Source organism: Paraglaciecola sp. IT1134 (assembly GCF_058068185.1).
This window is the reverse complement of the sequence record NZ_CM176486.1, coordinates 2,893,052-2,918,726: the sequence shown is the minus strand read 5'-3', so window position 1 is coordinate 2,918,726 and position 25,675 is coordinate 2,893,052. Positions and strand designations below refer to the sequence as shown.

Here is a 25,675-nt window from a genome sequence, read left to right as displayed (position 1 = left end):
TTCACTACAGGCCCTTAGGGAAAGAGTCTGTTAGTTTATTTCGCCCACTAAAAAAAGCCCGGTGCTGTTAACACCGGGCTTTTTTTAAGGGTAAATATTAGCGCGCGCGGTAAATAATGCGGCCTTTACTCAAATCATAAGGCGTCATTTCACAGGTGACCTTGTCGCCTGTTAGGATGCGGATATAGTTCTTACGCATCTTGCCTGAAATATGCGCAGTAACAACGTGACCGTTTTCTAATTCGACACGAAACATGGTATTTGGAAGGGTATCCAACACAGTACCTTCCATTTCAATACAATCTTCTTTCGCCATGTAGCTCTGTTACCTCTGTAATAATAAGTCTCAAAAATGCCGCGCAGATTCTGCCCAATAAGCACGGCGCTGTAAAGCTTTACTGCTCTTTTTTTGTAATTAGCTGCCATTTATGCTGAAAAAACCGCTCATGGGGCAAAAAGTTACGTTTATAGTTCATTTTCTGACAGTCGTCGATCTGGTATCCCAGGTACAGATATGTCTTGTTCAATTGCACCGCAATGGCTATTTGCTGCAGCACGGCAAAAGTACCCAGAGAACGCGCCTGTTGATCCGGTGCAAAAAATGTATACAGCGCAGACAAGGAGTCTTTAAGTTGATCCGTGACGGCAACTGCAATCAGTCTGTCAGCTAGAAAAAACTCGATGAATAAAGGGGCAATCCAGTTACAACTCAAAAAACTGGCATATTGTTTTTCGCTTGCAGGATACATACTACCATCTTCATGGCGTTGATTGATGTATTGTTCATACAGTGAGTAATAACCGGGTTTGTTAACCTCACTCACTAGCACCTTTATATCGTTATTGCGGCTCAACAGCCTTTTCTGACTTTTCGAGGGCTTAAATAGGCTAACAGGTACACGGAGCGACTGACAGGCTTGGCAATGATCACAGTGGGGACGGTAAATCTGCTCGCCGCTGCGTCTGAACCCGACTCCTAACAGCGTTTCGTAGTAAGGGCCAGGCTGCTTATCCTTAGCGTAGACCAACAGCTTCTCCTGTTGCTCAGGAAGATAACTACAACTAAACGCCTGGGTTATGCCAAATTTCATGTGATTTTGGTTAACTCAACTGATTGCCAAAGGGTTTTATCCAGTTCAGAACTGATAGCTTTGTTCAACATGACTAAAAACTCTTCACGGGGTATTTCAATGCAACCCAGGCTGGCAAGATGCGGATTTTGTAATTGACAATCAATAAACTCACAGTCCTGTGTCCGTAGATGTTGCACTAGATAAAACATAGCAAGTTTCGAGGCATTTGTTGAGTGATGAAACATAGATTCACCGCAAAAAAGCGTGCCAACCGTTACCCCATACAAGCCACCAACTAAGTCAGGCCCATCCCACACTTCAACCGATTGTGCATATCCGGCTTTGTGCAGGCGTTGATAGGCGCTGATCATAGCTTTACTGATCCAGGTACCGCTATCTTGCCTGGACGCATGCGCACAGGCATCAATTACCTGAGCAAAATCCTGATTCAAGGTCACCCTAAACGGCGTTTTACGAATAAATTTCGCTAGACTTCTAGAGACCTTGAAGTGCTCCAAAGGCAAAATGCCCCTGGGATCCGGTGACCACCACAAAATGGGTTCACCTTCACTATACCAGGGGAAAACTCCATTTTGGTAAGCGAATTTAAGCCTTTCAACGGATAAATCTCCACCAAATGCCAGTAGACCAGGTGGATCGGATAGGGCGGTTGCGGGCGCAGGAAACCTGAGGGAATGGTCTAGTTGATAAAGCTCTATCATTGGCTCGCTTATGTTGGATAAAAAGGCCCCAAGCGGGGCCTGTTCGATTAAACTAAACCGTCTAGATATTTTTCTGCATCCAATGCAGCCATACAGCCTGTCCCGGCAGAAGTGATCGCTTGGCGGTAGACATGATCACTCACATCACCTGCAGCAAACACGCCTTCCACACTGGTTTGGGTAGCGTTGCCTGCTGTGCCGCTATTGACTTTAATGTAACCGTCTTTCATCTCCAATTCCCCGGCAAAAATACCCGTATTGGGTTGATGTCCAATGGCAATAAATACCCCCATCAAACCCAAATCTGTGGTTGTTTCAGACTCAGTGGATTTAATACGGATCCCCGTGACGCCCATTTGGTCGCCCAGGACTTCGTCCAGGGTGCTGTTTAAATGTAGAGTGACATTGCCATTTTGTGCTTTGTCTAATAAGCGTTGTGACAATATTTTCTCGCTCCTGAACGAATCACGTCTGTGAATAACATGTACTTCTGAGGCGATATTGGCTAAGTAAAGGGCTTCTTCTACTGCGGTATTGCCACCACCTACTACTGCAACCTTTTGATTACGATAGAAAAATCCATCACAGGTGGCACAGGCTGAGACACCCTTACCCATAAAAGCTGTTTCGGATTCCATGCCTAAATATTTTGCAGACGCACCTGTTGCAATAATTAGGGCATCGCAGGTATAAGTGCCCTGGTCGCCAGTTAAGGTAAAGGGGCGCTTGGATAAGTCAGTATTATTGATATGATCAAAAATAATTTCAGTATCAAATTTTTCGGCATGTTTTTGCATGCGCAACATTAAGTCTGGTCCGGTCAACCCCTCGGGATCCCCTGGCCAGTTTTCCACTTCAGTAGTGGTGGTCAGTTGACCGCCTTGCTGAATACCCGTTAAAAGTACCGGGTTAAGGTTGGCTCTGGCGGCATACACAGCCGCTGAATAGCCTGCAGGGCCTGAACCTAGAATAAGTAATCGTACGTGTCTCGTTTCAGACATGAATATCTCCAAAATAAATTTGTCGGCGATTCTATGCAATAGCGCCAACCAGGTAAAGTAGATCAACAGGATTAGCTCTATTAATGCGGCCGGGGGACAAACTTTCAATCCGCTGGCTGAAACTAATTCGTCTATCTGAGAACCAATTATTTGCTTAGGCAGTTTTGCGTGACTAAAGTGATTTAATATAACCTAAGGTTTTGGCGATCCCCACGCTAAACGGGTAGACTACAGATATTGATGTCGACAGTATAAGGTAAACCATGGCACAGACACTTTCAGCGCTGTTTAAAGACGGTCAGGAATATCTGCAAACCTGGCCAGTTAAGAAAGAACTGTATGCACTGTTTCCGGAATGTCGGATCGTGTCAGCCACTAGGCTGTCGATAAAAACTATGCCACCTTTAGCGGTATTGACCGTAGCCACTTCAGTCAGTTTTCTGGGTGTTGAACACTTGCCTCAAGCCATCGCAATGGGAATGTTTTTTCTGACCATTCCAGCACAGGGGGTGCTGTGGTTAGGCCATCGAGCTAATCAATTTCTGCCTCCTTCCACCAATAGCTGGTATCAGGACATTCATCATAAAATGCAGCTACAAGGCTGCGCTTTAAAGAGTCCTAAATTCCGACCCAAATACAAAGAATTAGCCAGATTGCTGAAAACCGCATTTGACGAACTGGATAAAGTTTTGACCAAACAGTGGTTTTAGCCTCTGTGTAACGGCTGTTGGCAGTTTCGGCAAATATAACACTGCTGTTGACGAATAACTTTATTATGCCGCCTGATACTCAACTCAACCGGTCCGCAGGGGCATTGATAGGCAAAGGTTTTCCCCCTGACCTTTGATACATCCATAGCGTGATAAGCGCAACCGGGCAAATTAAACAGGCTCGACATCAAGGCTTTCCATTGCTGACCATGGGGTTTTACTTTGCCGTATAACTGAAAAGCCAACAAGTGGCAAATCTCATGAGGCACCACCTCAGCTAAAAACGTTTGCAGATTATCGCCGAGCAACACGGGGTTGAACTTCAACTCATTGCTTTGCAGGCGCGCACAGCCGGCTATTTTACCTCGCTGGGTAAAATACAGGTTAGGGCGGACAAATTGTCGTTGCAGAGCGATTTCGGCTTTGATGAAACATTGCTCAACCTGCTGCCTTATGGCGAACTGTAGCTGACAAATTGGGGGGGGAGGAAGTGACAATCTTAAAATGGCAAGCAAATTGACCCGCAGCAAATTGCTGCGAGTCGGATTATTAACACGTTAAATTTCACAGGCGATACAAAACGCGTAAACACCACGGGGATCATTTAACTTGGCAAAGTCTTCAAAATCAGCCGTCAGCTTTTTCACTAATCCCAGCAAGCGGCTATCGCTTTGGGCGAATTGCGATTTGGCCAACAGGACCGAGGCTTGACCAAAAATACCTTTCCAAAATAACTCGGAACTGCTCAAGGTACGTTCAACGTATTTTACGTCGTAGCGTTCAAGATGGGCTAAATCGGCCGCAGCCTTTACCGCATTATCAAAATAACCTAGTTCATCCACTAAGCCTAGTTCCTGGGCTTTCTCACCTATCCATACTCGGCCTTGGGCGATATTATCCACTTGTTCCTTGCTCATGTTGCGCTCGTTTGCTACCAAGGTAATAAATTGGTCGTAGCCATGCTCTATACCGCGCTGCAATATTTGGCCCATTTTTGGATCGATGCCACGGGTAATACCCATGCCTGCAAAATCTGTGGTGCCTACGCCATCTGTGTGGACTCCTAAATAATCCAGGGTGTTTTCGAAGGTCAAAAACATGCCGAAAATGCCGATGGAGCCAGTGATAGTGCTGGGCGCGGCCCAGATTTGGTCAGCGCTTGCGGATATCCAGTAGCCACCAGAAGCTGCGTAAGTTCCCATTAAGGCAACTACTGGTTTACCAGCGGCTTTTAGATTTTCCACTTCTTGACGGATAATTTCTGAAGCAAATGCACTGCCACCAGGAGAATCCACGTACAACACCACTGACTTGATCGTCTCATCCAAGCGGGCTTTGCGTAGCAGGGCGGCAGTACTGTCACCACCCACTGTACCGGGTTTTTGCACCCCGTTTAAAATGGTGCCTTTGGCCACAACTATGCCAACTCTATCCATATCGGTAGGGATATTTGGTAAAACCGGGTTGATGATATGCAGATAATCTTTAAAGCTAATGTTGTTGTAACCCCGTTCGGAGTCTTCATCAACACCGACTACGCTGATAAGTTCTTGTAAGCTTTGTTCACGGGTTTTTAGCGAGTCTACCCAGCCGTTATCCAATGCGTAACGGGCAAAGTCACCATTTGCCTGTTCGAATTTATGCATGAATTCTTCAACTTTCTCATCAAAATTCATAGGCGACATATGACGAGCGTGCGCCACATCATTTTTGTACTGGGTCCACATGGCATTTAACCAGGCGCGGTTGGCCTCTTTGGCCTGTTCAGACATATCATCCCGTAAAATGGGTTCTACTGCAGACTTATAGGTGCCCACTTTAAAGACATGGGTGGTGGCCTTAATCTTATCCAGCGCCGATTTATAATACATACCAAAACGGCCGTAACCCTCAAACAACATCCAACCCATAGGGTTCATATAAATATGATCCGCATGACTGGCAATGTAATACTGATTTTGGGTGTAATAATCGCCTATTGCGTATACAGGTTTTTCGCTTTGACGAAAACTTTCTATTGCCTGGGCAATTTGTTCTAACTTGTCTAATCCTGCTGAATTGAGTTCATGCAAATCCAGCACCAAGGCCTTAATTCTTTGATCTTGTTTGGCGTTATCTATGGCCAATAAAATATCCTGCAGTAAAACCTCAGGTTCATCATCAGTTTGCTCAAATGCCTGTTGCATAAATTCTGCAAAAGGATCAACGGATTGTTTCTGGATGACGATATCACCCTTTAACGCTAGTACCAGTGCCGAGTCCTGGGGAACGGTAACGCTGCCATTGTCCCGTAATAAAACGGAGATAAAAGCTATAACAATAACCAAAAATATAATGTTAAAGAATAACTTACGGCTAAAATTGAGTATTGACCACAAGCCTGTAAACAGCGACTTGGTCCAACTTTTTTCAGATGACATAGAATATTTATTCACTACATGACTTAATAGTCCTGCATCCTAACTAAATTCCCCCCAGGTTAGAATCAACAAGTGTAAATTTTTGTAACGCAAAAATTCTATTTTTGCCCTTTTGCGATACACTCGAGGCTTATAATATCTTTGCTTATTAGGTGGTTACTATGTCGTTAAATCAGTATTTCCCGCATTTGTTTCAACCCCTAGATTTAGGTTTTACGACAATTCGTAACCGCACGTTAATGGGCTCGATGCATGTGGGCCTAGAAGAAGAGAAAAATGGTCATCAATTGTTGGCCCATTTTTACGCCGAGCGGGCGGCAGGGGGCGCAGGTATTATAGTGACCGGGGGGATAAGCCCCAATCGTCAAGGCTGGGTATTTCCCTTTGCTTCACGTATGGCCAATAAACGTCATGCGGGTAAACATAAAGTCATAACGGAGGCTGTGCACGCCCATGAGGGTAAAATATGCATGCAAATTTTGCATACTGGGCGTTATGGATATCATCCGTTTATTGTCGCTCCTTCGGCCATCAAATCGCCTATTGTGCCATTTAAACCTAAAGAAATTTCCAAAAAAGGCATCCTTAGTACCATAGAGGATTATGCCAATAGTGCTCAGATGGCCCAGTTAGCCGGCTATGACGGGGTTGAGGTCATGGGCTCTGAAGGTTACTTTATTAATCAGTTTTTGTGTGCCAGAACCAATCAGCGCCAAGATGAATGGGGCGGTAGTTTCACCAATCGTGCCCGCATAGCGGTTGACATAGTAGACGCCGTACGCCAGCGTGTGGGTGCCCATTTTATTATTATTTTCCGGCTGTCGATGCTGGATTTGGTGGAAGGCGGCAGTAACTGGGATGAAGTGGTGGCCCTGGCCAAACTTATTGAGGGAGCAGGGGCGACCCTGATCAATACAGGGATTGGCTGGCATGAAGCGCGGGTGCCCACTATAAGCACCATGGTGCCAAGGGCTGCTTTTACCTGGGTTACTGAGCGCATGAAAAGCCAAGTTTCTATTCCACTTATCGCCACCAACCGCATCAATACCCCGCAAATTGCAGAAAGTGTATTAGCTCAGGGGCAGGCAGATATGGTTTCCATGGCGCGCCCCTTTTTGGCTGATGAGAATTTTGTGTTTAAAGCACGCCAGGGTAAGGATGATGAAATTAATACCTGCATTGCCTGTAACCAGGCCTGTTTGGATCACTCCTTTAAAAAACAACGGGCCACGTGTCTGGTAAATCCCCGGGCTGGTTACGAGACATCACTCAATTTTATTTTGACCACCCACAAGAAAAAGATAGCTGTGGTCGGTGCTGGCCCAGCCGGTTTGGCCTTCAGTTGTTATGCTGCCCAACGTGGTCACGAAGTGCATCTATTTGAACAAGGCGCACAAATAGGCGGGCAGTTTAATTACGCCAAGCGCATTCCGGGCAAAGAAGAGTTTTACGAAACCCTGCGTTATTTTACTAAACGTATCGAAATAACCGGGGTTAAGTTACAGGTAAATGCGCCACAGACTGTTGACAGTTTAGCTCAAGGCAACTTTGATGAAGTGGTACTGTCAACGGGGGTGGTCCCCAGAGACGTAAAGATCGAAGGCATAGAGCATGCAAGTGTACTTAGTTACCTGGATGTACTTAGAGATAATAAACCTGTGGGTAACCGGGTGGCTATCATCGGGGCCGGAGGTATAGGATTTGATGTGGCGGAATTTTTGGTAGAAGACGAATCCCTTACCACCCAGCCCGAGAAGTGGTTAGCGGCCTGGGGCATAGATCGCGACTATAAAGAGCGCGGAGCCTTAATGCCAGCCGAGCCGAGTCATCCCGCTCGGGAAATCTATCTGCTGCAACGCAAAGTTTCCAAGGTAGGCAAGGATTTAGGTAAAACCACCGGTTGGATCCACCGCAGTTCACTAAAGAAAAATAAGGTGCAGATGATCTCTGGCGTTACCTATTTACAAATAGATGATGCCGGCCTACATATTGAAGTGGATGAGCAACAAAAATGCCTGGCGGTTGATCATATAATTTTATGTGCGGGGCAAGAACCTCTGCGTGAACTTCAAGAAGGGCTCAAAGCCCATAACATCATCACCCATCTCATTGGTGGAGCCGATGTGGCCACCGAACTGGATGCCAAAAGGGCGATCAGGCAAGGTGCCGAACTGGCTGCGATAATATGATGGAAGGTCGCTTATCATTTCAACTTGAAATTTAGTTACCACAACGCGTAAACCAAGGAAGGTCAATTAACCCAGCCATACCTATTTGTTTTGATTTTAGCCTGGGGCTTAATACCCCATAGGGTAAGTGTGGATTGTGCCTGAGCTAAGTTGGCTTATACTCAATGTTTGTTAACCACTCGGTATCAGGTGCATCATGAGCAATCACCATAAAATCAATTATATAGAAATCCCTGTAAAGGATGTTGCTGCATCCAAACGGTTTTTTTCCCAGGTGTTTGCTTGGCAGTTTGTCGACTATGGCGAGGATTACGCCGCCATAGTTGAAGCCGGTATAGACGGCGGTTTGTTCAAGTCCAGCGGCACCGTATCAACTAACCAGGGCAGTGTATTAGTGGTTATATACAGCGCCGATTTAGCGGCTTCGCAAACAGCCATCGAAGAGGCGGGGGGCAAGATCATCAAACCCATATTTTCCTTCCCTGGCGGACGGCGTTTTCATTTTAGTGACAACAATAACAATGAGTATGCGTTGTGGAGTGACAAGTAGCTTTTGTGCCACTTGCCGGATTTATGTCAGGGGCAGGGCGCTATTCAGGATACAAAACCTTCGTCTATTGACTGGCTCTTACTTTCGGCAGCCTGGCGGGCTAAAACATCGCAGGCTTCGTTTTCCGGGTGGCCTGAGTGGCCTTTTACCCAATGCCAGGTTACATCATGCTGATTAACTTGCTCATCTAAGCGTTTCCACAGGTCGACATTTTTTACCGGTTTTTTGTCCGAGGTTCGCCAGCCATTTTTACGCCAGTTCTTAATCCATTGATTGATACCGTTTTTGACATACTGGCTATCGGTGGTCAGATCAATTTTGCATTTCTCGTTTAAGCTGGCTAGGGCTTCTATGGTGGCCAACAACTCCATTCTGTTGTTGGTGGTATGTTTGAAGCCCCCGCTCAATTCTTTGCGGTGTTGGGCAAATTTTAGTACAGCGCCATAACCGCCTGGACCCGGGTTGCCTAAACAAGAGCCATCTGTATAAATTTCTATGTGTTTCATTAATTAACCAATACTTTAAAATTTTGCGCAGTATAATGTTTTACCACAGGATTTACACCACAGCGGAGCTATTGATAATCAATGAGACAAATCGTATTAGACACTGAAACCACCGGCCTGGATCCCAAACAGGGGCATCGCATCATCGAAATTGGTTGTGTGGAATTACTCAATCGTCGTCTGACCGGCAATACGTTTCACGTCTACGTCAATCCTCAGCGATTGGTGGAGCAGGAAGCCATAGGTGTACATGGTATAACCAATGAATACCTGGTGGATAAACCGCTTTTTTCCCAGGTAGCCAATGAGTTTTTTGAGTTTATTAAAGGCGCCCAACTGGTGATCCACAATGCACCATTTGATGTGGGTTTCATGGATCACGAGTTTTATCGTCTTGCTGCCTTCCAAGGTAAAAAAACGGCAGATTTTTGCACCATACTCGACACCCTGCATTTAGCCCGACAGCTGCATCCCGGGCAAAAAAATAATCTTGACGCGTTATGTAAACGCTGGGGTATCGACAACTCGCACCGGGAAAAACACGGCGCTTTATTGGATGCTGAAATACTTGCCGATGTTTACTTGATGATGACAGGAGGCCAGACCGCCTTGAATCTCAGTGGTAAAGGCAGTGGTGAAGGGGGCGTGCAAATTGAGGGGATCCGCCGGCTAAGCAGCGATAGAAAACCATTAAAGATTATACAAGCTACAGCCGATGAATTACAGGAGCATGAAAAACGTTTGGATGTAGTCGACAAAGAAGGTGAATCGAGTCTCTGGCGTCAATGATCCCCAATTAGCTAATTGAGAACCTATGTTAAGACCCCTAGTACTTTGTCTGTTGCTGTGTGTCGGTACTGCGCTGGCACAGCAAGCCGCCACCAAATCTGAACCCGTTAGCCCGCTGACTACCCTGGGCACGGAATTTCAAAATAGCATCATCTTGTTGCAGAACCGTTTCCGCATCGACCATGAGGTTGAAGAGATCACTATGGTGTTCTTTCGCGAATACGGCAGCGTGCCCGTCGTTTTAGTGCGACCCGATGGTTCAAAGATCTATCAGTCCCAAGGCGATGAAAAGCGCATATTCTGGTTTGATAGCTCGACCTATGACCTGATCAGCATAAAAAATCCTATGCCAGGCCCTTGGCAGGCCGTGGGAAATATTACTCCCCAAAGTCGCGTGATGGTGATGAGCGATTTGCAATTGCATGCCCAGCCCTTACCCAAGGTCATATTCGCCGGCGAAATTCTCAAACAAACCGCCTACCTGAGTAACGGTGGCCAGCCGATAGATTACGCGCCATTTCGGGATGTGGTGTCCTTAAACATGTTATTTTTGAGCACCAACAATCCTGAATACAACAATTTTGGTGCTGACGCCCAGACCATTGCAAGCTTTGAAGATAATGGCAAGGGCATGGATGAAAAGCCTTTGGATGGCACGTTTACCGGGCAATTTAATTTATCGATTGCCGCTGGTCAGTGGACGCCTACCTTTGTCGTTAGCACGCCCATGTTCACCCGTGAACAACTAGGCGAAGCCGTTACCTTGTTTCCTAATCCTATCGCTATTTCAGTGGAGCAAAATGGCGGCGGTGGCGGTTACCATAAACTAATGATCGACGCCAACCGGAAATATGTGGATATGTCCACCTTGTTAATCGATGGCAAAATCCAGTTTCCTAACGGCGATATCCAAAATTTTTCTATCACAGAGATGTCTGCGGATATGCGGGAATACCTGATCGTTGATTATGAATTTGGGGTGTTCCGGGTAAAGTTAACTGCTTTTGGTAATACCCTAGATGGCCGGGATTTTATTCTGGACGTGCCAGAATTTAGTTTCTTGACAGAGGAGCCCTTACCGCCGTCAGTGGAAAATGCCACCAACACCGAAATGGCAATCCCAGTAGACAGTGGTAGTGCAACCGATGCTGTCAGTCAGCCATTTCCCGGCAGCATACCGTCCATAGCTGACGAGCAGGAAATGAGTACAGATACCCTGGTAACCGTGATTGTTAGTATCAATCTATTTTTATTAATAGTGGGGGTTGGCTTGATTTGGTTTATCACCAAAGATAAAAAGATCGGGGCAATTGAGTCTGCTGTTAAGGTAAGGAACAATCCCAAGACAGGTCTACTTGGCAAACTCAAAGCGTACTTTAATAGACCTAAAGCCCCTAAAAAGAGTAAAAACAATAAAGTCTCGGCTGATACACAAGACAGCGGAATAGTGAACCTAGACATGCCTAAAGACTAATTTTTGCATGCTAATTAAGCAAATTGGTTATTCCTAAAGCAAATACACCCAATATCAGGATTTATCTAGAAAAAGCGCTAAAAAGCAGTTGACTCATAGTGGGCTAACCCGTATTATCTGCGCCGCGGTTGAGGAGGGATATCCTTGATTAACTTCATAAGCCGTTGAAAATAATAAAGAAACTGGAGCGGTAGTTCAGTTGGTTAGAATACCGGCCTGTCACGCCGGGGGTCGCGAGTTCGAGTCTCGTCCGTTCCGCCATTTCTTTATCCGTTTTCAGTTTTGATACAGCGGAGCGGTAGTTCAGTTGGTTAGAATACCGGCCTGTCACGCCGGGGGTCGCGAGTTCGAGTCTCGTCCGTTCCGCCAAATCAAAACACACAAAATTTATATGGGGAGCGGTAGTTCAGTTGGTTAGAATACCGGCCTGTCACGCCGGGGGTCGCGAGTTCGAGTCTCGTCCGTTCCGCCATTAAATTTTCTTCTTTTTTCATTCTTCTAGTGTTATCTCATTCTTTTATTTAGCTATGTTTATTTAATTACATAAATCATCGGCTTAACTTTGTGTTGTCGTAAAAAATTCGGGTAAACTAAATTGTCTCGTTGCTGGCTTGTTATATCGCTGCGTTTATATTTATCTTTAGGCTGGTCGGCCAAATCTAACTATGATGTTATTTAGGAAGTTGTAATTACTCAAATCGGTGACTCAAATTGATCTTACTGTTCTTTTATATCGCCTTGGCATTAGGGATCTCCTTTGTCTGCTCAGTGGCTGAAGCGGTGATCTTGAGTGTTTCGTCTGCTTACATTTCCGTTTTAGAAAACGAACAACATCCTAGCGGCGCCTTATTAAGGGCCCAAGTATCAGAAATTAACAATCCTCTGGCGGCGATCCTTACGCTTAACACCATAGCCCATACCATGGGAGCTGCGGGAGCCGGAGCCCAAGCCGTCAAAGTCTTCGGTGATGTCTATATGGGGGTAGTGTCTGGTGTCTTGACCCTGCTTATATTAGTGTTTTCAGAAATTATCCCTAAAACCTTGGGGGCGACTTACTGGCGCAAACTGGCCCCGGTTGTTAGCTATGTGCTTAAATATCTGATCTTGGTGCTGTATCCTTTTGTATTATTGGCCAATAAATTAACGTCAGGTTTTAATGAAGATACGCCGCTCAAAGGGCTAAGCCGCGCAGAACTGGCCATATTAACGGCAGAGTCGCACAAAGAAGGGCAACTGGCGCACCAGGAAGCCAATATCTTACAAAACCTGTTAGCCACAGAGCAGGTCAACATTAAAGATGTGATGACCCATCGGACGGTGATTTTTTCCGTGTCTGAAGATACAAGTGTGAAAGCGTTTTACCATAAACACGGCAATATTGAATTTTCACGCATCCCGGTATTTGAACAGGGCGATCCTGAGCGCATTACAGGTTACGTGCTCAAAACGGACTTGTTATTAGCGATGATCAGGGGCAATGAGAAAAACTCACTCAGGGTTTATCGTAAATCCATGGTGACCCTTCTTAGCAGTATGTCCATATCCGCAGCGTTTCATCCCTTGCACAGTAAACGCGGTAACATGTTATTGATCGTCGATGAATATGGCGGCTTAGAAGGCATATTGACCGACGAAGATCTGATCGAGAGTGTACTGGGTATCGAAATCGTTGATGAAAACGACAAAATCGTCAGTATGAAAAAATTAGCCCGAATAATGTGGAAACGCCGGGAAAGAAATGCTTTTATCAAGCGCGATAAACAGCTTTAGAAGCAGCGTCGAACTGACGCGCCATTACCAACAGGACATCAGCTAGACGTATGAGTGAATTACTCAGGTGCATAAATTTAAGTAAAGTCTACAACGACGGTAAGAATCTGGTAGAGGTATTGACAAATGTTAACTTGCGGGTTGATGTAGGTGAACAGTTAGCCATAGTTGGCAGTTCCGGCTCAGGAAAAAGTACCTTGTTGCATTTACTCGGGGCGCTGGATAAACCTAGCAGTGGTCAGGTACTGTTTGAACAACAGGATATTTTTAGTTTCTCCAATGGACAGCAAGCAAAGTTTCGTAATCAATCTTTAGGGTTTGTTTATCAGGTACACCATTTATTACCTGAATTCAGTGCTCTGGAAAATGTCGCGATGCCGCTACTCATAGCTAAATTGCCCGCAGAGCAGGCCAAACATCAAGCGCAGGATATTTTACACAAAGTGGGCCTAGGACCGCGCCTAAGTCATAAACCGTCTGAATTATCCGGTGGTGAACGCCAGCGTGTCGCTATTGCCCGTGCACTGGTTAATCAACCCAAACTGGTTCTAGCAGACGAACCCACGGGTAATCTGGATCAGAAAACCGGTGAAGGAATTTATCAGCTGTTAAATGAGCTTAGGGAACAAATTCAAACCAGTTTTATTGTAGTTACCCACGATATTCAATTGGCCAATCGCCTCGACCGCTCTTACAGCTTGGTGGACGGGCACCTATCCATCAATGGTGATGGCATGAGTAACCAACAATGAAACTAATTTGGCAGCTCGCCTGGCGTTTTCGAGCCAGTAAAAGGCAAAATGGCTATATTTCTTTTATTTCAGCCTCGTCTACGGTCGGCATAGGCCTAGGTTGTTTTGTATTAATCCTGCTGCTATCTGTAATGAACGGTTTCGAACGAGAGTTAAAAGATCGTTTGCTATCAATTATCCCCCACGGTGAGCTCTATTCAACCAGCGCTCAGGGGATCAAAAACTGGCAAGCAGAAATTGCTCGTTTACAACAGGACTCTCGGATCGAATCGATTCAACCTTATAGCAAGGCCACAGGCATGTTACAAAAAGCCGGCAAGATGAAAGCTATAGAATTGGTGGGCGTGAGTGCGGATTATGCTGAACATGATCAGATACTTAATGCCCTGCCACCCAGTGTTTGGCAGCAGTTTATTGCCGATCCAAAAAGTGTGCTGCTGGGAAAGGGCGCTATGGATAAACTGGACCTGCAAGTAGGAGACCGGGTGCAATTGTTATTGCCGCAGATAAGTGAAGATCTGTCGATACGGGCGCCTAAAACACTGTGGTTGAACGTTATCGGCAGTATCAGCATTGGTGGTGAGTTGGACAATCATATTGGCTATATGCACCTGGCACTCGCCTCACAAACCCTGGGAACTCAATACGGCGCCCAAGGATTGCGTTTTCGCTATTTTGAACCTTTTGCTGCCCCCACTCTTACCCGGGAAATTGGTTATGCCTTTACCCAGGATGTCTACATGTCAGATTGGACCCGCACACAAGGCCATTTATACCAAGATATTCAGCTGGTCAGGGTGGTTGTGTATATCACCTTGATACTCGTCATCGGGGTGGCGTGTTTTAATATCGTTTCTACTTTGGTGATGGCGGTCAACGAAAAGCAAACGGAAATTGCCATGCTCAAAACTATGGGGGCAAAAGACAGCATGATCATCTCGGTATTTGTGCTGCAGGGTTTGATTAATGGCGTGATAGGCACCATTGTGGGAACTTCAGTTGGGGTATTGATGGCCCTTAATTTGGCCCAGGTAGCTAAAGGAATTGAATATTTATTGGGGATCCAGTTTTTGTCCGGGGATATTTATTTTATCGATTTTTTACCCTCACAACTCAACTGGCATGAAGTGTATTTAACCACTATTATCGCCCTGACGCTTAGTTTTCTCGCTACTTTGTATCCGGCCCGCAAGGCTGCCAGAGTGGATCCGGCAACCGTGCTTGGGCATTAATAGCCTGGCTTAATTCGATGATTTTTTGGTCATCGCTGCCATGTCAATTTCTTCTTCTTTGGCCCCGGCATCGGGATCATTATATTTTTCTAAGTTCAATTCGCCTTCACTCTTGGCTACGATACAGGCCACCATACAATCACCGGTGATATTAACTGCGGTGCGCGTCATATCAAGTAACCTGTCGACCCCTATAATCAAGGCTATACCTTCAACGGGCAAATTAACCTGCTGGAGGACCATGGCCAACATGATTAGGCCAACTCCGGGCACACCTGCAGTACCTATGGATGCCAGGGTGGCTGTTAAAATCACCATCATATAATCACCCAGGGACAGGTCGACGCCATAAACTTGGGCGATAAATACTGTTGCAACACCCTGCATGATAGCGGTGCCATCCATGTTGATTGTGGCGCCTAACGGCACGGTAAAGGATGCAACGGACGGGTTCACGCCTAACTTGTTGGTTGCAGTTTCCAGCGTCACTGGCAAGGTAGCACTGCTGCTAGAGGTACTGAAACCGAATATTGCCGCATCACGCATCTTACGCAACAGGATCAGGGGGCTAAGACCACTGAGCAGTTTAAGAATGATGGGGTAGGAGACAAACGCATGCACGCCCAGTACAAACAACACTAACAGGAAGTATTTTAGCAAACCCCCTATGGTGGCAAAACCAATAGTGGCAAATAATTTAGCCATCAACACGAATACACCGTAAGGGGCTAAATTCATCAATATGGTGACTAATTTCATGATCACGACGCTAAAATCTTCAAAAACATTAGCCAGTCGCTTGCCGGCGTTACCTGATAATGTCATCGCGATCCCAAATAAAACAGCAAATACTATGATCTGTAACATGTTGCCTTCGGCCATGGCGTTGACCGGATTGGTGGGCATCATATTAATAATAACCTGGGCCAAGCTAGGCGCTTCTTGAGCCTCAAACGTGGAGTCAGTGCTTAGGTTCATAGACTCACCCGGTGAAACCAGTAACGCAAAGCTGACGGCAAGACTGATGGCAACAGCTGTGGTGCCTATATAGAGCAGAATAGATTTCCCGCCTAAACGGCCCAACTTACTGGGATCAGACAGACTGGCAGTACCGCATACCAACGAAACAAAGACCAAAGGTACAACCAGCATCTTCAAGCTGGCGATAAAAATTTGCCCGATAACATTAAATATACCATCTACCAAAAACCCATACGTAGAAACCTGCAGGCCAAATACACTAAAGGAAAAATCTCCGCTATCATCAAACAGCACTTGCAACAGGCCGCCAATAACAATGCCACCTAACATGCCAAAGAAGATCCTGGCGGTTAAACTGTATTTTTCGGATTTTTCGGATTTTTGGGGAAGGGATTGGCTCATGATTTTCCTGAATTATTATTATTAGATATAGATTAGCAAGATTGGCCGTTAAGCTGAACTATTAATGTTATCTGGCCTTACGGCCGATTAAACTGACTGATGCGTGGAAACCAAGGATTATTATATGAATGTATGTTTTAGAACTGTATTGTGCCTACCGGCACTGTTTGCTCTTTTTGCCTGTGGCGGCGGTGGGGATGACGCCATATCACGCACCCCAACAGACAATGGCGGAGATAACGGTTCGGCGACATATTCAATTCAACTGTCATTAACCAATGATTCTGGCGAGGTCTCCTCACAATTAACCCCAGCGACCCCTCTTACCCTAAGCGCTACAGTGACCGATTCTACTGGCGCAAAAGTGGCTGACCAACTGGTTGTCTTTAATTTCGAGCCCGTAGGACTGGCAATCTTTTCCAACGACGCAGGTACGGGGACAACGGGTACCACAGGTGTGGCGAGCATTGGTTTAATCGTCGCAGAAAGTTCAGGCTCCGGTCGAGTCATAGCTACCCTGAGTTCGGGCGAAACGGCCAGTACTACCTTTACTTCCAGTGGTACCTCACAAACTAACGAGTTACCCGCTTCATTAGATTTATTTGCCAGTTCAGTGCAACTGGCGTCCAGTGGTACAGATCAAATTGATTTGATCGCCTTGGTTAAAAATGCCCAAAACGTATTGATGGAAGGTGTGGCCGTCACTTTTTCTGCAAATTCTGACGCAGCCTTAATGATTAACCAGGGCACCACCGCCAATGATGGTATCGCCAAGGCAACCCTGTCTACCCAGAATAACCGCCAGAATCGCACTATAACTGTTACTGCTCAAACAGGCACACTTAGCCAAACCCTGGATATAGCCGTGGTTGGCACTGCGGTTAATATCGACGGGCCCAGCTCAATTATTATTAACGACCCCGTGCCTTTAACAATCAATTTAGTGGACTCAGATGGCAACGGTATAGCCAACCAACAAGTGATGTTAAGTGCCCAAAGCGGGGTGTTGTCTAATACAGCCCCTGTCACTTCGGCCGATGGCCAAATTAGCGTTGACTACACCGCCAGTGTTGCCGGGCCGGACACCGTCACCGCGTCAGCCCTTAATGCCCAAACTGGTTTTGAAGTAACCGTACAAGAAGATGATTTCAGCTTCACTACTGAGCCAGTAGGTGACATTCCTTTAGGTGACTCGGCGTTGTTAAGCATTAGCTGGCTTAAGAACAATGCGCCTAATGCTGGGGATCAAGTTACGGTTGCTTCATCCAGAGGTATGATTGTGACGCCAGTACAAAACACCGATGCACAAGGTATAGTGAGTTTTAACATCAGTTCAGACAATGCCGGCATTGCCTCCGTTTCTGCCATCGGGGTGGATAGTGACGGTAATGAGGTCAGCGCCCGTACCCAAATTGAATTTGTCGCTACCCAAGCCAATAGCATCATAGTGGATGCCACTCCCGATTCAATTGGGCCTATAGGGCAAACCAGTACCATTAGTGCCGTGGTGCGCGATCCCACCGGTAACCTGGTAAAAGGTAAACTGATTAACTTTCTGGTGGATGATGTCAGTGGCGGGCAAATATCCCCTAATCAGGCTACAACCGATCGCAGCGGCATTGCCTCAACGGTGTACACCTCCAACGCACTGAGCACCTTTGAAGGGGTAAAGCTGTACGCCACTGTGGCAGATACCAGCAATGTCACGGACTTTACGCTGCTTACCGTGGGGGATAAACCTTTCGATATTGTGTTTGGCACCGGCAATCTTATTCAGTCGCCAACATCGTCGTCCTACAGCAAAGAATTTTCAGCCTTTGTGACCGACCCGGGCTCCAATCCTGTGGCCGGAGCTGAAATGACGTTTTCGGCGCCGCCGGTAGCATTTAATTTAGGCGGAGTGTATCGCAAGGGGGATTGGTTTTGGGGTACTGGCTCGAGCCAGTGGCTCCAAATTGTGACGGCAACCTGTCCCAATGAAGATACCAATGCCAACGGCATTTTAGATCTGAGTGAAGATACCAATGCCAATGGAATTTTGGATGCGGGTGAAGATGACAATGGTAACGGCATGTTGGATGCGGATGAAGATAAAAATGGTGACGGTCAATTGACCCCGGGTAATGTGGTGGCCATTCAATCAAATGGCACTACTGATGCCAACGGCCAGGTTCAGTTTACCCTAAGTTACCCTCGATCTTTTGGTGCTTGGGTAGATGTGTCCATCACTGCCAGCGGCCAGTCACAGGGCAGTGAATCATCTGAACAGCGGGATCATGCCTTGGGTGTGGCCGCCGCGGACCTGACTAACCAAGCAAGCAAGCCTCCGGTTAGTCCGTTTGGGATAGGTGTTAACTGCAACGACACCAATTAGTAGGCAAATAAAACCTAACAAAAAGCCCGGCATTTGCTGGGCTTTTTGTTATTCGTCTACTCGTATTTTAGCTAGAGGCGGTAACGAAAACAGCTGTAATACTACCCTTGCTGAAATGGATAAATAGAACCGAGTTTTAATAACTGGGTTAATTCATCCAGGGCAGTACGGGACTCATTTAATAATTCTACATCCCGTAAGTCATCTACTAATAAATGGTCACGATAGTGTTTGTCGACCCAGGTATTGAGTCGGTCAAATTGTGCATCATTGATCAGAGTACTTTGATTAACGGCATCTAGTTCGCTGTCTGTCATGGCTACGCGTAACCTCAGGCATGCAGGGCCGCCGCCGTTGCGCATGCTTTGCTTGACATCGTAATACTGAACTTGTTTGATCGGGGTATTCATGGCAACCAGCTTCGCCAGATACGCTGCTACCGCCGGGTTTTCTTCGCACTCAGAAGGCGCAATGATGGCCATCTCTCCGCTTGGCAAGGTGATGATTTGGGTATTGAATAAATAACTTTTTATGGCGTCTTGCACACTCACGTCGCTGGTGCGAACCTTGATGAAATGCAATTCATGATCACCAAATTTTTGTTTCACTTGCGCCAGTGCGTTGTCGGAATCTAAAAAGGCTTGTTCATGGTAAAATAGCACATTCTGATTACCCACAGAGATCACATCGTTGTGAAAAACCCCCTGGTCAATTAAATCCGGGTTTTGCTGAATGTACACCACCTTGTTATCTTGTAAACCATGCAGCCGAGCAATGGCTTGACTGGCTTCAAAGGTTTGCCTGGCGGGAAACTTAACCGGCGCCGGTTTACTCTGGTCAAAGGCATAACGGCCATAAACGAACAGCTCAACACCGGTTTGCCCATACTGGGTGCACAAGCGGGTATGGTTGGCTGCACCTTCGTCACCATAATGCTCATTGTCGGGCAAATGTTGGTGATGGGCAAAATGTGTTTGGTTGGCAAAGGTTGCTTTGAGAATTTTGCCGGTAACCTGGGGCTCAAGGGACCGATGGTACTTATTGGTTAGATTGGCCGGGGTGAAATGGATCTTGCCATCGGCCGTATCGGCACTGGGCGAAACCGTTGCCGCGTTGGCGGTCCACATGCTGGAAGCCGAACAACAGGCCTGAAAAATAGCAGGTGCCTGTTTGGCAGCCTGTTGCAAAACATTAGCGTCTGTTCCGGCAAAGCCAAGACGACGCAAGGCATCTACGTCAGGGCGCGCCTGAGGTGCCAACACGCCTTGAACCATGCCAAGGTCGGTTAGGGCCTTCATTTTCTTTAAACCCTGCTTAGCGGCCTGTTTAGGGCTGCTAGAAGCGCTCGCATTATTTAAAGAAGCAACATTACCGTAAGACAAGCCTGCATAATTGTGAGTCGGGCCCACAAGTCCGTCAAAGTTCACTTCAAACTGCTTCATTCAAATCCTCTTACAAGCGTCAGTTGCCCCAAACCTGGGCGGGTAAATTTAGCCTTGAAACTGCAAATATTTGTTTATTTAGGCGAGTACTTAACCGCATTATACTGTTTTTCTTGGCGCTGCCAATTGGGCTGTATGAAATCTGTACGCTAAAGCCCGGCTGAAAATAAAGATTATCGTATAAGTATGAAGAAGAACTTGTTTTCTATTCACTTTGTCGATATATGTTAAAAAGCATTCTCAAGCGATGAATTCAAAAACCGCCTTAGGTTCATCAAGAAATCCCATTATAATCAAAGGTTAAGACTAAATATATGGCAAAGTCTCTAGTCATTGTCGAATCACCGGCAAAGGCAAAAACAATTAATAAATATCTCGGAAAAGATTTTATCGTTAAATCTAGTGTAGGCCACGTTCGAGATCTTCCAACCAAAGCTTTAGGCAATGTTGTGCCTAAAAAACCGGCAAAAGAGCTTAAATTATTGTCTGAAAAGAAGCGTGATAGTTATTTGCGTGAACATGAATATCGCAAATTAGTTGACCGAATGGGCATCGATCCTAAAAATGACTGGGCCGCCCATTACGAAGTCTTAACGGGCAAAGAAAAAGTCGTAAACGAACTCAAAAAGCTGGCCAAAAATGCCGACACTATCTATCTCGCAACGGATTTGGATAGGGAAGGAGAAGCTATTGCTTGGCATTTGCAGGAGTTGATTGACGATCCTAGCAAAGATTTTCAGCGTGTGGTGTTTAACGAAATCACCAAAAACGCCATTCAAGAGGCTTTTTCCCACCCAGGAAAAGTCAATGTTGAGCGGGTCAATGCCCAACAGGCGCGGCGGTTTTTAGACCGTATCGTGGGTTTTATGGTCTCGCCTTTGTTGTGGAAAAAAGTGGCCCGCGGGCTATCAGCGGGACGGGTACAATCCGTTGCCGTGCGCTTGGTGGTAGAGCGTGAACGCGAAATCAATGCTTTTGTACCCGAGGAATTTTGGGATGTACATGCTGATTTGCTAACCGCCAAACAAACAGACTTGCGTATGCAGGTAGTCAAACATAACGGGAAAAGCTTTAAACCGGTAAATAAAGCCCAAACAGATGCAGCCTTGGGCAAATTGGACAATGCGGAATATCAGGTTATCAGCCGGGAAGCAAAACCGACCCAAAGTCGCCCGTCTGCCCCTTTTATTACCTCGACCTTGCAACAAGCGGCCAGTACCCGTTTAGGTTTTGGCGTCAAAAAGACGATGATGATGGCTCAACGCCTATACGAAGGTGGCCACATCACCTATATGCGTACTGATTCGACCCATTTGGGTAAAGAAGCTGTTGATGCCTGTCGCGACTATATTAGCAACAGTTTTGGTGATAAATATCTACCAGAATCGGCCCTTAAATACGGTAGCAAAGAAGGTGCGCAAGAGGCACATGAAGCCATTCGCCCGTCTAATGTTGCAATTAAGTCTGAATCCATGTCTGAAATGGAAAGGGATGCTCAACGTCTGTACGAACTGATTTGGCGCCAATTTGTGGCCTGTCAAATGACACCGGCCAAATACGATGCCAGCACCATTAGGGTCAGTGCCAGCGAGTTTGAACTGACAGCCAAGGGCAGGGTGCTTGTATTTGATGGTTGGACCCGGGTCCAAAATCCCCAGCGCAAAAAAGGCGAAGAAGATGTGCTACTGCCGGATGTGAAAGAAGGGGAAAAACTCGAGCTTAATATCCTGGATCCTAAACAACATTTTACCAAACCAGTGGCCCGTTTTAACGAGGCATCTTTGGTCAAAGAGTTGGAAAAACGCGGCATTGGTCGTCCGTCTACTTATGCCAGTATTATTTCTACTATCCAAGACAGAGGCTATGTACGCCAAGAAAACAAACGTTTTTATGCGGAAAAAATGGGTGAAATAGTTAATGATCGCCTGCTGGAAAACTTTGATGATCTACTTAGTTATGACTTCACAGCTAAAATGGAGCAGCAACTGGATGAAATAGCCAATGGCAATACACCCTGGAAGGGGGTATTGAACGACTTTTACGGAGATTTTGAACAGAAGCTGATCCAGGCGGAAAAACCACCTGAAGATGGTGGCATGCGTTTGAACCAGGCTGTTCCTACAGATATAGAGTGTAAAAAATGCGGTCGACCGATGAATGTGCGTACCGCCAGCACTGGCGTATTTTTGGGATGCTCAGGCTACAATTTACCACCCAAGGAGCGCTGCACCGGGACCATGAATCTGACTCATGGCGACGAAGTGGTAAAAGTTGAAGATGAAGACGAACTGGAAACTGAATTACTCAGGGCCAAACGTCGCTGTCAGATTTGCGGTACTGCCATGGACAGCTATCTGGTTGATGAAACCCGTAAATTGCATGTATGTGGTAATGCTCCTACTTGCGAAGGTGTACAGGTAGAAACCGGCACATTCAAGGTTAAAGGCTATGACGGGCCGTTGCTGGAATGTGACAAGTGTGGTTCGAATATGGAGCTTAAAACCGGACGTTTTGGTAAATACTTCGGTTGCACCAACGAAGAGTGTAAAAATACCCGTAAGTTGCTACGTAGTGGGGAAGCCGCGCCGCCTAAAGAAGATCCGGTAGATTTGCCCGAACTTGAGTGTACCAAGTCAGATGCGCATTTTGTATTGCGTGACGGTGCTTCTGGGTTGTTTATGGCGGCCCACAACTTCCCTAAATCCCGGGAAACCCGCGCACCCTTGGTGGCTGAACTGGCCCGTTTTCGGGATCGTATATCGCCCAAATTTTATTATTTGGCCGATGCCCCAGCAGCGGATCCTGATGGTAATCAGGCGCTTATTCGTTACAGCCGAAAAACTAAACAGCAATACGTGATGTCTGAAAATGAGGAAGGTAAGGCATCTGGTTGGTCTGCCTGGCATACAGATGGTAAATGGCTGGTGGAAGATAAACGCAAAAAAGTCAAATAGCCAAATAGCACAGCAAACAAACCAAGCCGGTGACGAATGTTCACCGGCTTTATCCACGTTCAAGACACAGGTTCAATCATGGCATTGTCACTTCAAGAACAACTATTAAAAGCAGGTTTGGCCGATAAAAAAAAGGCGAAACAGGTACGTCAGCAAAAACATAAACAGGCCAAGGCACAGCAACGACAAAATGTAACAGACACCAGTGAAGAAAAGTTAGCGGTGGAACAGGCCGTTGCAGCCAAAAAAGCCAAAGATCGCCAGTTAAATCAGCAGAGCAAACAAGAAGCTGAAAAAAAGGCTGTTTTGGCCCAAATCAAACAGATGATTGAGGTGAACAAACAGCCCAAGGGTAAGGGCGATATAGTCTGTAACTTTACCGATAATCAGGTTATCAAACGGTTATATGTGAATAAAAACACCCATAGCCAGATCATCCAGGGGCAACTGGCCATAGTCAAACTCAACGATGGTTATGAGTTGGTGCCTATGCCGGTAGCGGATAAAATAGCTGAACGCGACCAGGCTTGTGTAGTGTACAGGGCCGATATTTTACCGGAAGAACAAGCCAAAAACAGCCAGGACGACGACTGGTATGCAGATTATGACATTCCGGATGATTTAAGCTGGTAATCAATTTTTTCATCTTTGAATAGGGCGCACTGAGACTCACCACTGCGCCTTTTGATATTCGATTGTAGTTAGTATTACTCAAAATTCTTTGGAATTATTTTTACCTACTCTATGTGTTGGTCTAAATGCAATCTATACTGACGTTTTAATCGATCTTGATACACTTTTTGGAGAATATTTATGCCCAGTGCCGCTCGTCATCTTCTCATCTTTCCTTTTTTATTGGCAACGTCTGTATCGGCTAGCCCTATTAGTTCTAATGATTTTGATGTCCTAAATATAGGCGCTAAAATCGTTGGGCCCGTCGGACCTGACGTCGAGGTATCGATAATTAATGGTGACGGCAATAGTGTGGGGGATTTATCGAGCAGCGTAAGTTGCCCTGAGGGGTTTACAACGTGTGTTCCATCCAACAATTCTCCTGGCACAATTTATACCTACGCCCATACTGTTATTCCAGGGTTTGATAAGGTAAATGATGCACCTTTTCCCAACCCACCTGTGGTGCTAGCGTTTGACAATGTACAGAATTTCAAGCTGGGATATGAGGCTGTAGGCTTTAACGGGATCGCAGGTTACAGTTTTTCAAACGCTGCCAGCGCAAATGTCAATTTCGACATAGATCTAAATAACGCAGGCGAGCTCGTTTGGTCAACCACCACTGATGAATGGGATAGCGAAGAACAAATTACTTTTTTTTGGCAGACAACCCAAGCCCCTTCTGGCCCTGGCGGTGTATTTGCCATTAGTAATCCGGAGTCAATGGCTACCGGGGTAGGGCCTGTACCTGCTGCACTGCCGGTCCCTGAGCCTTTTCATTTAGGCTACTTATTATTTGGGTTATTAGCACTGAGAGTTAGACGCAGATAAGCAAAATGTCCAGCAAAAAACAAGTTTGCTATTGGTTGTCTAAATTCCTGGCAAACTTGTTTGGTTTATAAAGTATTGTTGGTCAAAAAAGCCGTCAAGCCAAGGCGGCTTTTTTGTTAACTATTCGATCACTTAGGCTGGCATTTTGGCCTTTTGCCCCAAAACACCCACCAAAAAATGAACCATTTTACTTCATCTGACTTCAGTTCTTAAACCCTAAAGATCCTTCCCCTATTTGTAAAATGTATAGCAACTGGTGGTAAGGGGGGCGGTTTATTTTTCCTGTTTCTCTAACCCAACTATAATAGGTCAACTCTGGTGCACGCAGTTTATCGTCACTCCACCAATGAATGACGTTAACTTCGCAGGAAATTATTGTCTCTAAGCGAATCTACATGGAGAGGTTTATGAGGAATATTTTGATTGGGATCTGTTTACTCTTATCGATAAATGTTTTAGCCGTAGAGTTCACCTTGCAAGAGGTAAGATATGACAATAAAACGCTGTATTTTTTCCCTAAAGAGGCTCAGTCGAATCCTAAAGAATGTGATGGGGCGATTCCTTTTGTATTAAGTGAGGATCAGGACGGATTTTACCCAATCTATTCTATGTCACTGGTGGCCCTTACTTCGGGTCGTAAAATGCAATGTTGGCTATCAGGGTGTACGGATTCGGTTTGGGGTGATTCCAGGCCGCAAGTTTATGCGTGTGGCCTGCTGGCATACTAAAGATGAGGCGTGGGGATAAAATCCACTAACTTGGACTGGGGCTGACAGTTTCTGCTTTTTGCCCCGATCGAGTCACCTGTTTTTTGCAAAAGATTGGCGTTTT

22 protein-coding genes and 3 tRNA genes are annotated in these 25,675 nt (G+C 46.0%); 16 read left to right on the top strand and 9 right to left on the bottom strand.

The window, feature by feature from the left end; genetic code table 11:
- Nucleotides 1-97 precede the first annotated feature (97 nt).
- From infA to trxB, 4 genes are all read right to left on the bottom strand, one after another.
- Complete coding sequence (gene infA, locus AC3RV5_RS12670) at nt 98-316, bottom strand: translation initiation factor IF-1 (RefSeq protein ID WP_006990869.1); 219 nt, start codon at nt 314-316, stop codon at nt 98-100.
- Nucleotides 317-395: 79 nt separating this feature from the next.
- On the bottom strand, nt 396-1,091 hold the full coding sequence (locus AC3RV5_RS12665; protein WP_489728010.1) for an arginyltransferase: 696 nt from the start codon (nt 1,089-1,091) through the stop codon (nt 396-398).
- The gene (gene aat, locus AC3RV5_RS12660) at nt 1,088-1,795 is read right to left on the bottom strand and encodes a leucyl/phenylalanyl-tRNA--protein transferase (protein ID WP_489728009.1); all 708 of its coding nucleotides are present in this window, start codon (nt 1,793-1,795) and stop codon (nt 1,088-1,090) included. Before aat ends, AC3RV5_RS12665 begins: the two co-directional genes overlap by 4 nt.
- 47 nt (nt 1,796-1,842) lie before the next feature.
- Nucleotides 1,843-2,796: a thioredoxin-disulfide reductase gene (gene trxB / locus AC3RV5_RS12655; RefSeq protein WP_489728008.1), complete on the bottom strand. Its 954-nt coding sequence runs from the start codon at nt 2,794-2,796 to the stop codon at nt 1,843-1,845.
- A gap of 263 nt (nt 2,797-3,059) precedes the next feature.
- On the opposite strand from trxB, the gene yfbV reads away from it, so the two are divergent.
- Nucleotides 3,060-3,506, top strand: a complete 447-nt coding sequence (gene yfbV, locus AC3RV5_RS12650; RefSeq protein WP_489728007.1) for a terminus macrodomain insulation protein YfbV — start codon at nt 3,060-3,062, stop codon at nt 3,504-3,506.
- Here the strand turns inward: yfbV and AC3RV5_RS12645 are convergent.
- Together AC3RV5_RS12645 and sppA are read right to left on the bottom strand one after the other, a co-directional pair.
- Nucleotides 3,503-4,012: a SprT family zinc-dependent metalloprotease gene (locus tag AC3RV5_RS12645; RefSeq protein ID WP_489732152.1), complete on the bottom strand. Its 510-nt coding sequence runs from the start codon at nt 4,010-4,012 to the stop codon at nt 3,503-3,505. The genes yfbV and AC3RV5_RS12645 overlap by 4 nt on opposite strands.
- 51 nt (nt 4,013-4,063) lie before the next feature.
- Nucleotides 4,064-5,926 (bottom strand): signal peptide peptidase SppA, encoded by a 1,863-nt coding sequence (gene sppA, locus AC3RV5_RS12640; RefSeq protein WP_489732151.1) that lies wholly within the window; start codon nt 5,924-5,926, stop codon nt 4,064-4,066.
- A gap of 161 nt (nt 5,927-6,087) precedes the next feature.
- Here sppA and AC3RV5_RS12635 point away from each other — a divergent pair, with 161 nt between their 5' ends.
- Nucleotides 6,088-8,115 carry a 2,4-dienoyl-CoA reductase FMN-binding domain-containing protein gene (locus AC3RV5_RS12635; protein WP_489728006.1) on the top strand — a complete coding sequence of 676 codons (2,028 nt, stop codon included), beginning with the start codon at nt 6,088-6,090 and terminating at the stop codon, nt 8,113-8,115.
- Between the two features lie 196 nt (nt 8,116-8,311).
- Nucleotides 8,312-8,665, top strand: coding sequence for a VOC family protein (locus tag AC3RV5_RS12630; RefSeq protein WP_489728005.1), 354 nt, complete (start codon nt 8,312-8,314; stop codon nt 8,663-8,665).
- 44 nt (nt 8,666-8,709) lie between these two features.
- Here the strand turns inward: AC3RV5_RS12630 and rnhA are convergent, their stop codons facing one another.
- Nucleotides 8,710-9,171 (bottom strand): ribonuclease HI, encoded by a 462-nt coding sequence (rnhA, locus tag AC3RV5_RS12625; protein WP_489728004.1) that lies wholly within the window; start codon nt 9,169-9,171, stop codon nt 8,710-8,712.
- An 81-nt stretch (nt 9,172-9,252) separates the two neighbouring features.
- On the opposite strand from rnhA, the gene dnaQ reads away from it, so the two are divergent.
- From dnaQ to AC3RV5_RS12585, 8 genes are all read left to right on the top strand, one after another.
- Nucleotides 9,253-9,960: a DNA polymerase III subunit epsilon gene (gene dnaQ, locus AC3RV5_RS12620; RefSeq protein WP_489728003.1), complete on the top strand. Its 708-nt coding sequence runs from the start codon at nt 9,253-9,255 to the stop codon at nt 9,958-9,960.
- Between the two features lie 25 nt (nt 9,961-9,985).
- Nucleotides 9,986-11,434: a TIGR03503 family protein gene (locus AC3RV5_RS12615; RefSeq protein WP_489728002.1), complete on the top strand. Its 1,449-nt coding sequence runs from the start codon at nt 9,986-9,988 to the stop codon at nt 11,432-11,434.
- Between the two features lie 184 nt (nt 11,435-11,618).
- Nucleotides 11,619-11,695, top strand: a tRNA-Asp gene (locus AC3RV5_RS12610).
- 31 nt (nt 11,696-11,726) lie between these two features.
- Nucleotides 11,727-11,803: transfer RNA gene (locus tag AC3RV5_RS12605), tRNA-Asp, on the top strand.
- 26 nt (nt 11,804-11,829) lie between these two features.
- A tRNA-Asp gene (locus AC3RV5_RS12600) sits at nt 11,830-11,906 on the top strand.
- 239 nt (nt 11,907-12,145) lie between these two features.
- Nucleotides 12,146-13,204, top strand: a complete 1,059-nt coding sequence (locus tag AC3RV5_RS12595) for a CNNM domain-containing protein (protein ID WP_489728001.1) — start codon at nt 12,146-12,148, stop codon at nt 13,202-13,204.
- Nucleotides 13,205-13,254: 50 nt separating this feature from the next.
- On the top strand, nt 13,255-13,956 hold the full coding sequence (gene lolD / locus AC3RV5_RS12590) for a lipoprotein-releasing ABC transporter ATP-binding protein LolD (protein ID WP_489728000.1): 702 nt from the start codon (nt 13,255-13,257) through the stop codon (nt 13,954-13,956).
- Complete coding sequence (locus AC3RV5_RS12585; RefSeq protein ID WP_489727999.1) at nt 13,953-15,188, top strand: lipoprotein-releasing ABC transporter permease subunit; 1,236 nt, start codon at nt 13,953-13,955, stop codon at nt 15,186-15,188. Before lolD ends, AC3RV5_RS12585 begins: the two co-directional genes overlap by 4 nt.
- Nucleotides 15,189-15,197: 9 nt before the next feature.
- Here the strand turns inward: AC3RV5_RS12585 and AC3RV5_RS12580 are convergent, their stop codons facing one another.
- Nucleotides 15,198-16,571 (bottom strand): dicarboxylate/amino acid:cation symporter, encoded by a 1,374-nt coding sequence (locus tag AC3RV5_RS12580; RefSeq protein WP_489727998.1) that lies wholly within the window; start codon nt 16,569-16,571, stop codon nt 15,198-15,200.
- Nucleotides 16,572-16,695: 124 nt separating this feature from the next.
- Here AC3RV5_RS12580 and AC3RV5_RS12575 point away from each other — a divergent pair, with 124 nt between their 5' ends.
- On the top strand, nt 16,696-18,945 hold the full coding sequence (locus AC3RV5_RS12575; protein ID WP_489727997.1) for an Ig-like domain-containing protein: 2,250 nt from the start codon (nt 16,696-16,698) through the stop codon (nt 18,943-18,945).
- 101 nt (nt 18,946-19,046) lie between these two features.
- Here AC3RV5_RS12575 and astB read toward each other — a convergent pair whose 3' ends face one another.
- On the bottom strand, nt 19,047-20,387 hold the full coding sequence (gene astB / locus AC3RV5_RS12570; RefSeq protein ID WP_489727996.1) for an N-succinylarginine dihydrolase: 1,341 nt from the start codon (nt 20,385-20,387) through the stop codon (nt 19,047-19,049).
- A gap of 314 nt (nt 20,388-20,701) precedes the next feature.
- On the opposite strand from astB, the gene topA reads away from it, so the two are divergent.
- The 4 genes from topA (at nt 20,702) to AC3RV5_RS12550 (ending at nt 25,572) form a co-directional block, all read left to right on the top strand.
- Complete coding sequence (gene topA / locus AC3RV5_RS12565) at nt 20,702-23,341, top strand: type I DNA topoisomerase (protein WP_489727995.1); 2,640 nt, start codon at nt 20,702-20,704, stop codon at nt 23,339-23,341.
- Between the two features lie 78 nt (nt 23,342-23,419).
- Complete coding sequence (locus AC3RV5_RS12560; RefSeq protein WP_489727994.1) at nt 23,420-23,974, top strand: DUF2058 domain-containing protein; 555 nt, start codon at nt 23,420-23,422, stop codon at nt 23,972-23,974.
- A 180-nt stretch (nt 23,975-24,154) separates the two neighbouring features.
- Nucleotides 24,155-24,844: an exosortase, PEP-CTERM interaction domain protein gene (locus AC3RV5_RS12555; RefSeq protein ID WP_489727993.1), complete on the top strand. Its 690-nt coding sequence runs from the start codon at nt 24,155-24,157 to the stop codon at nt 24,842-24,844.
- A gap of 407 nt (nt 24,845-25,251) precedes the next feature.
- Nucleotides 25,252-25,572: a hypothetical protein gene (locus tag AC3RV5_RS12550; RefSeq protein WP_489727992.1), complete on the top strand. Its 321-nt coding sequence runs from the start codon at nt 25,252-25,254 to the stop codon at nt 25,570-25,572.
- Nucleotides 25,573-25,675 lie beyond the last annotated feature (103 nt).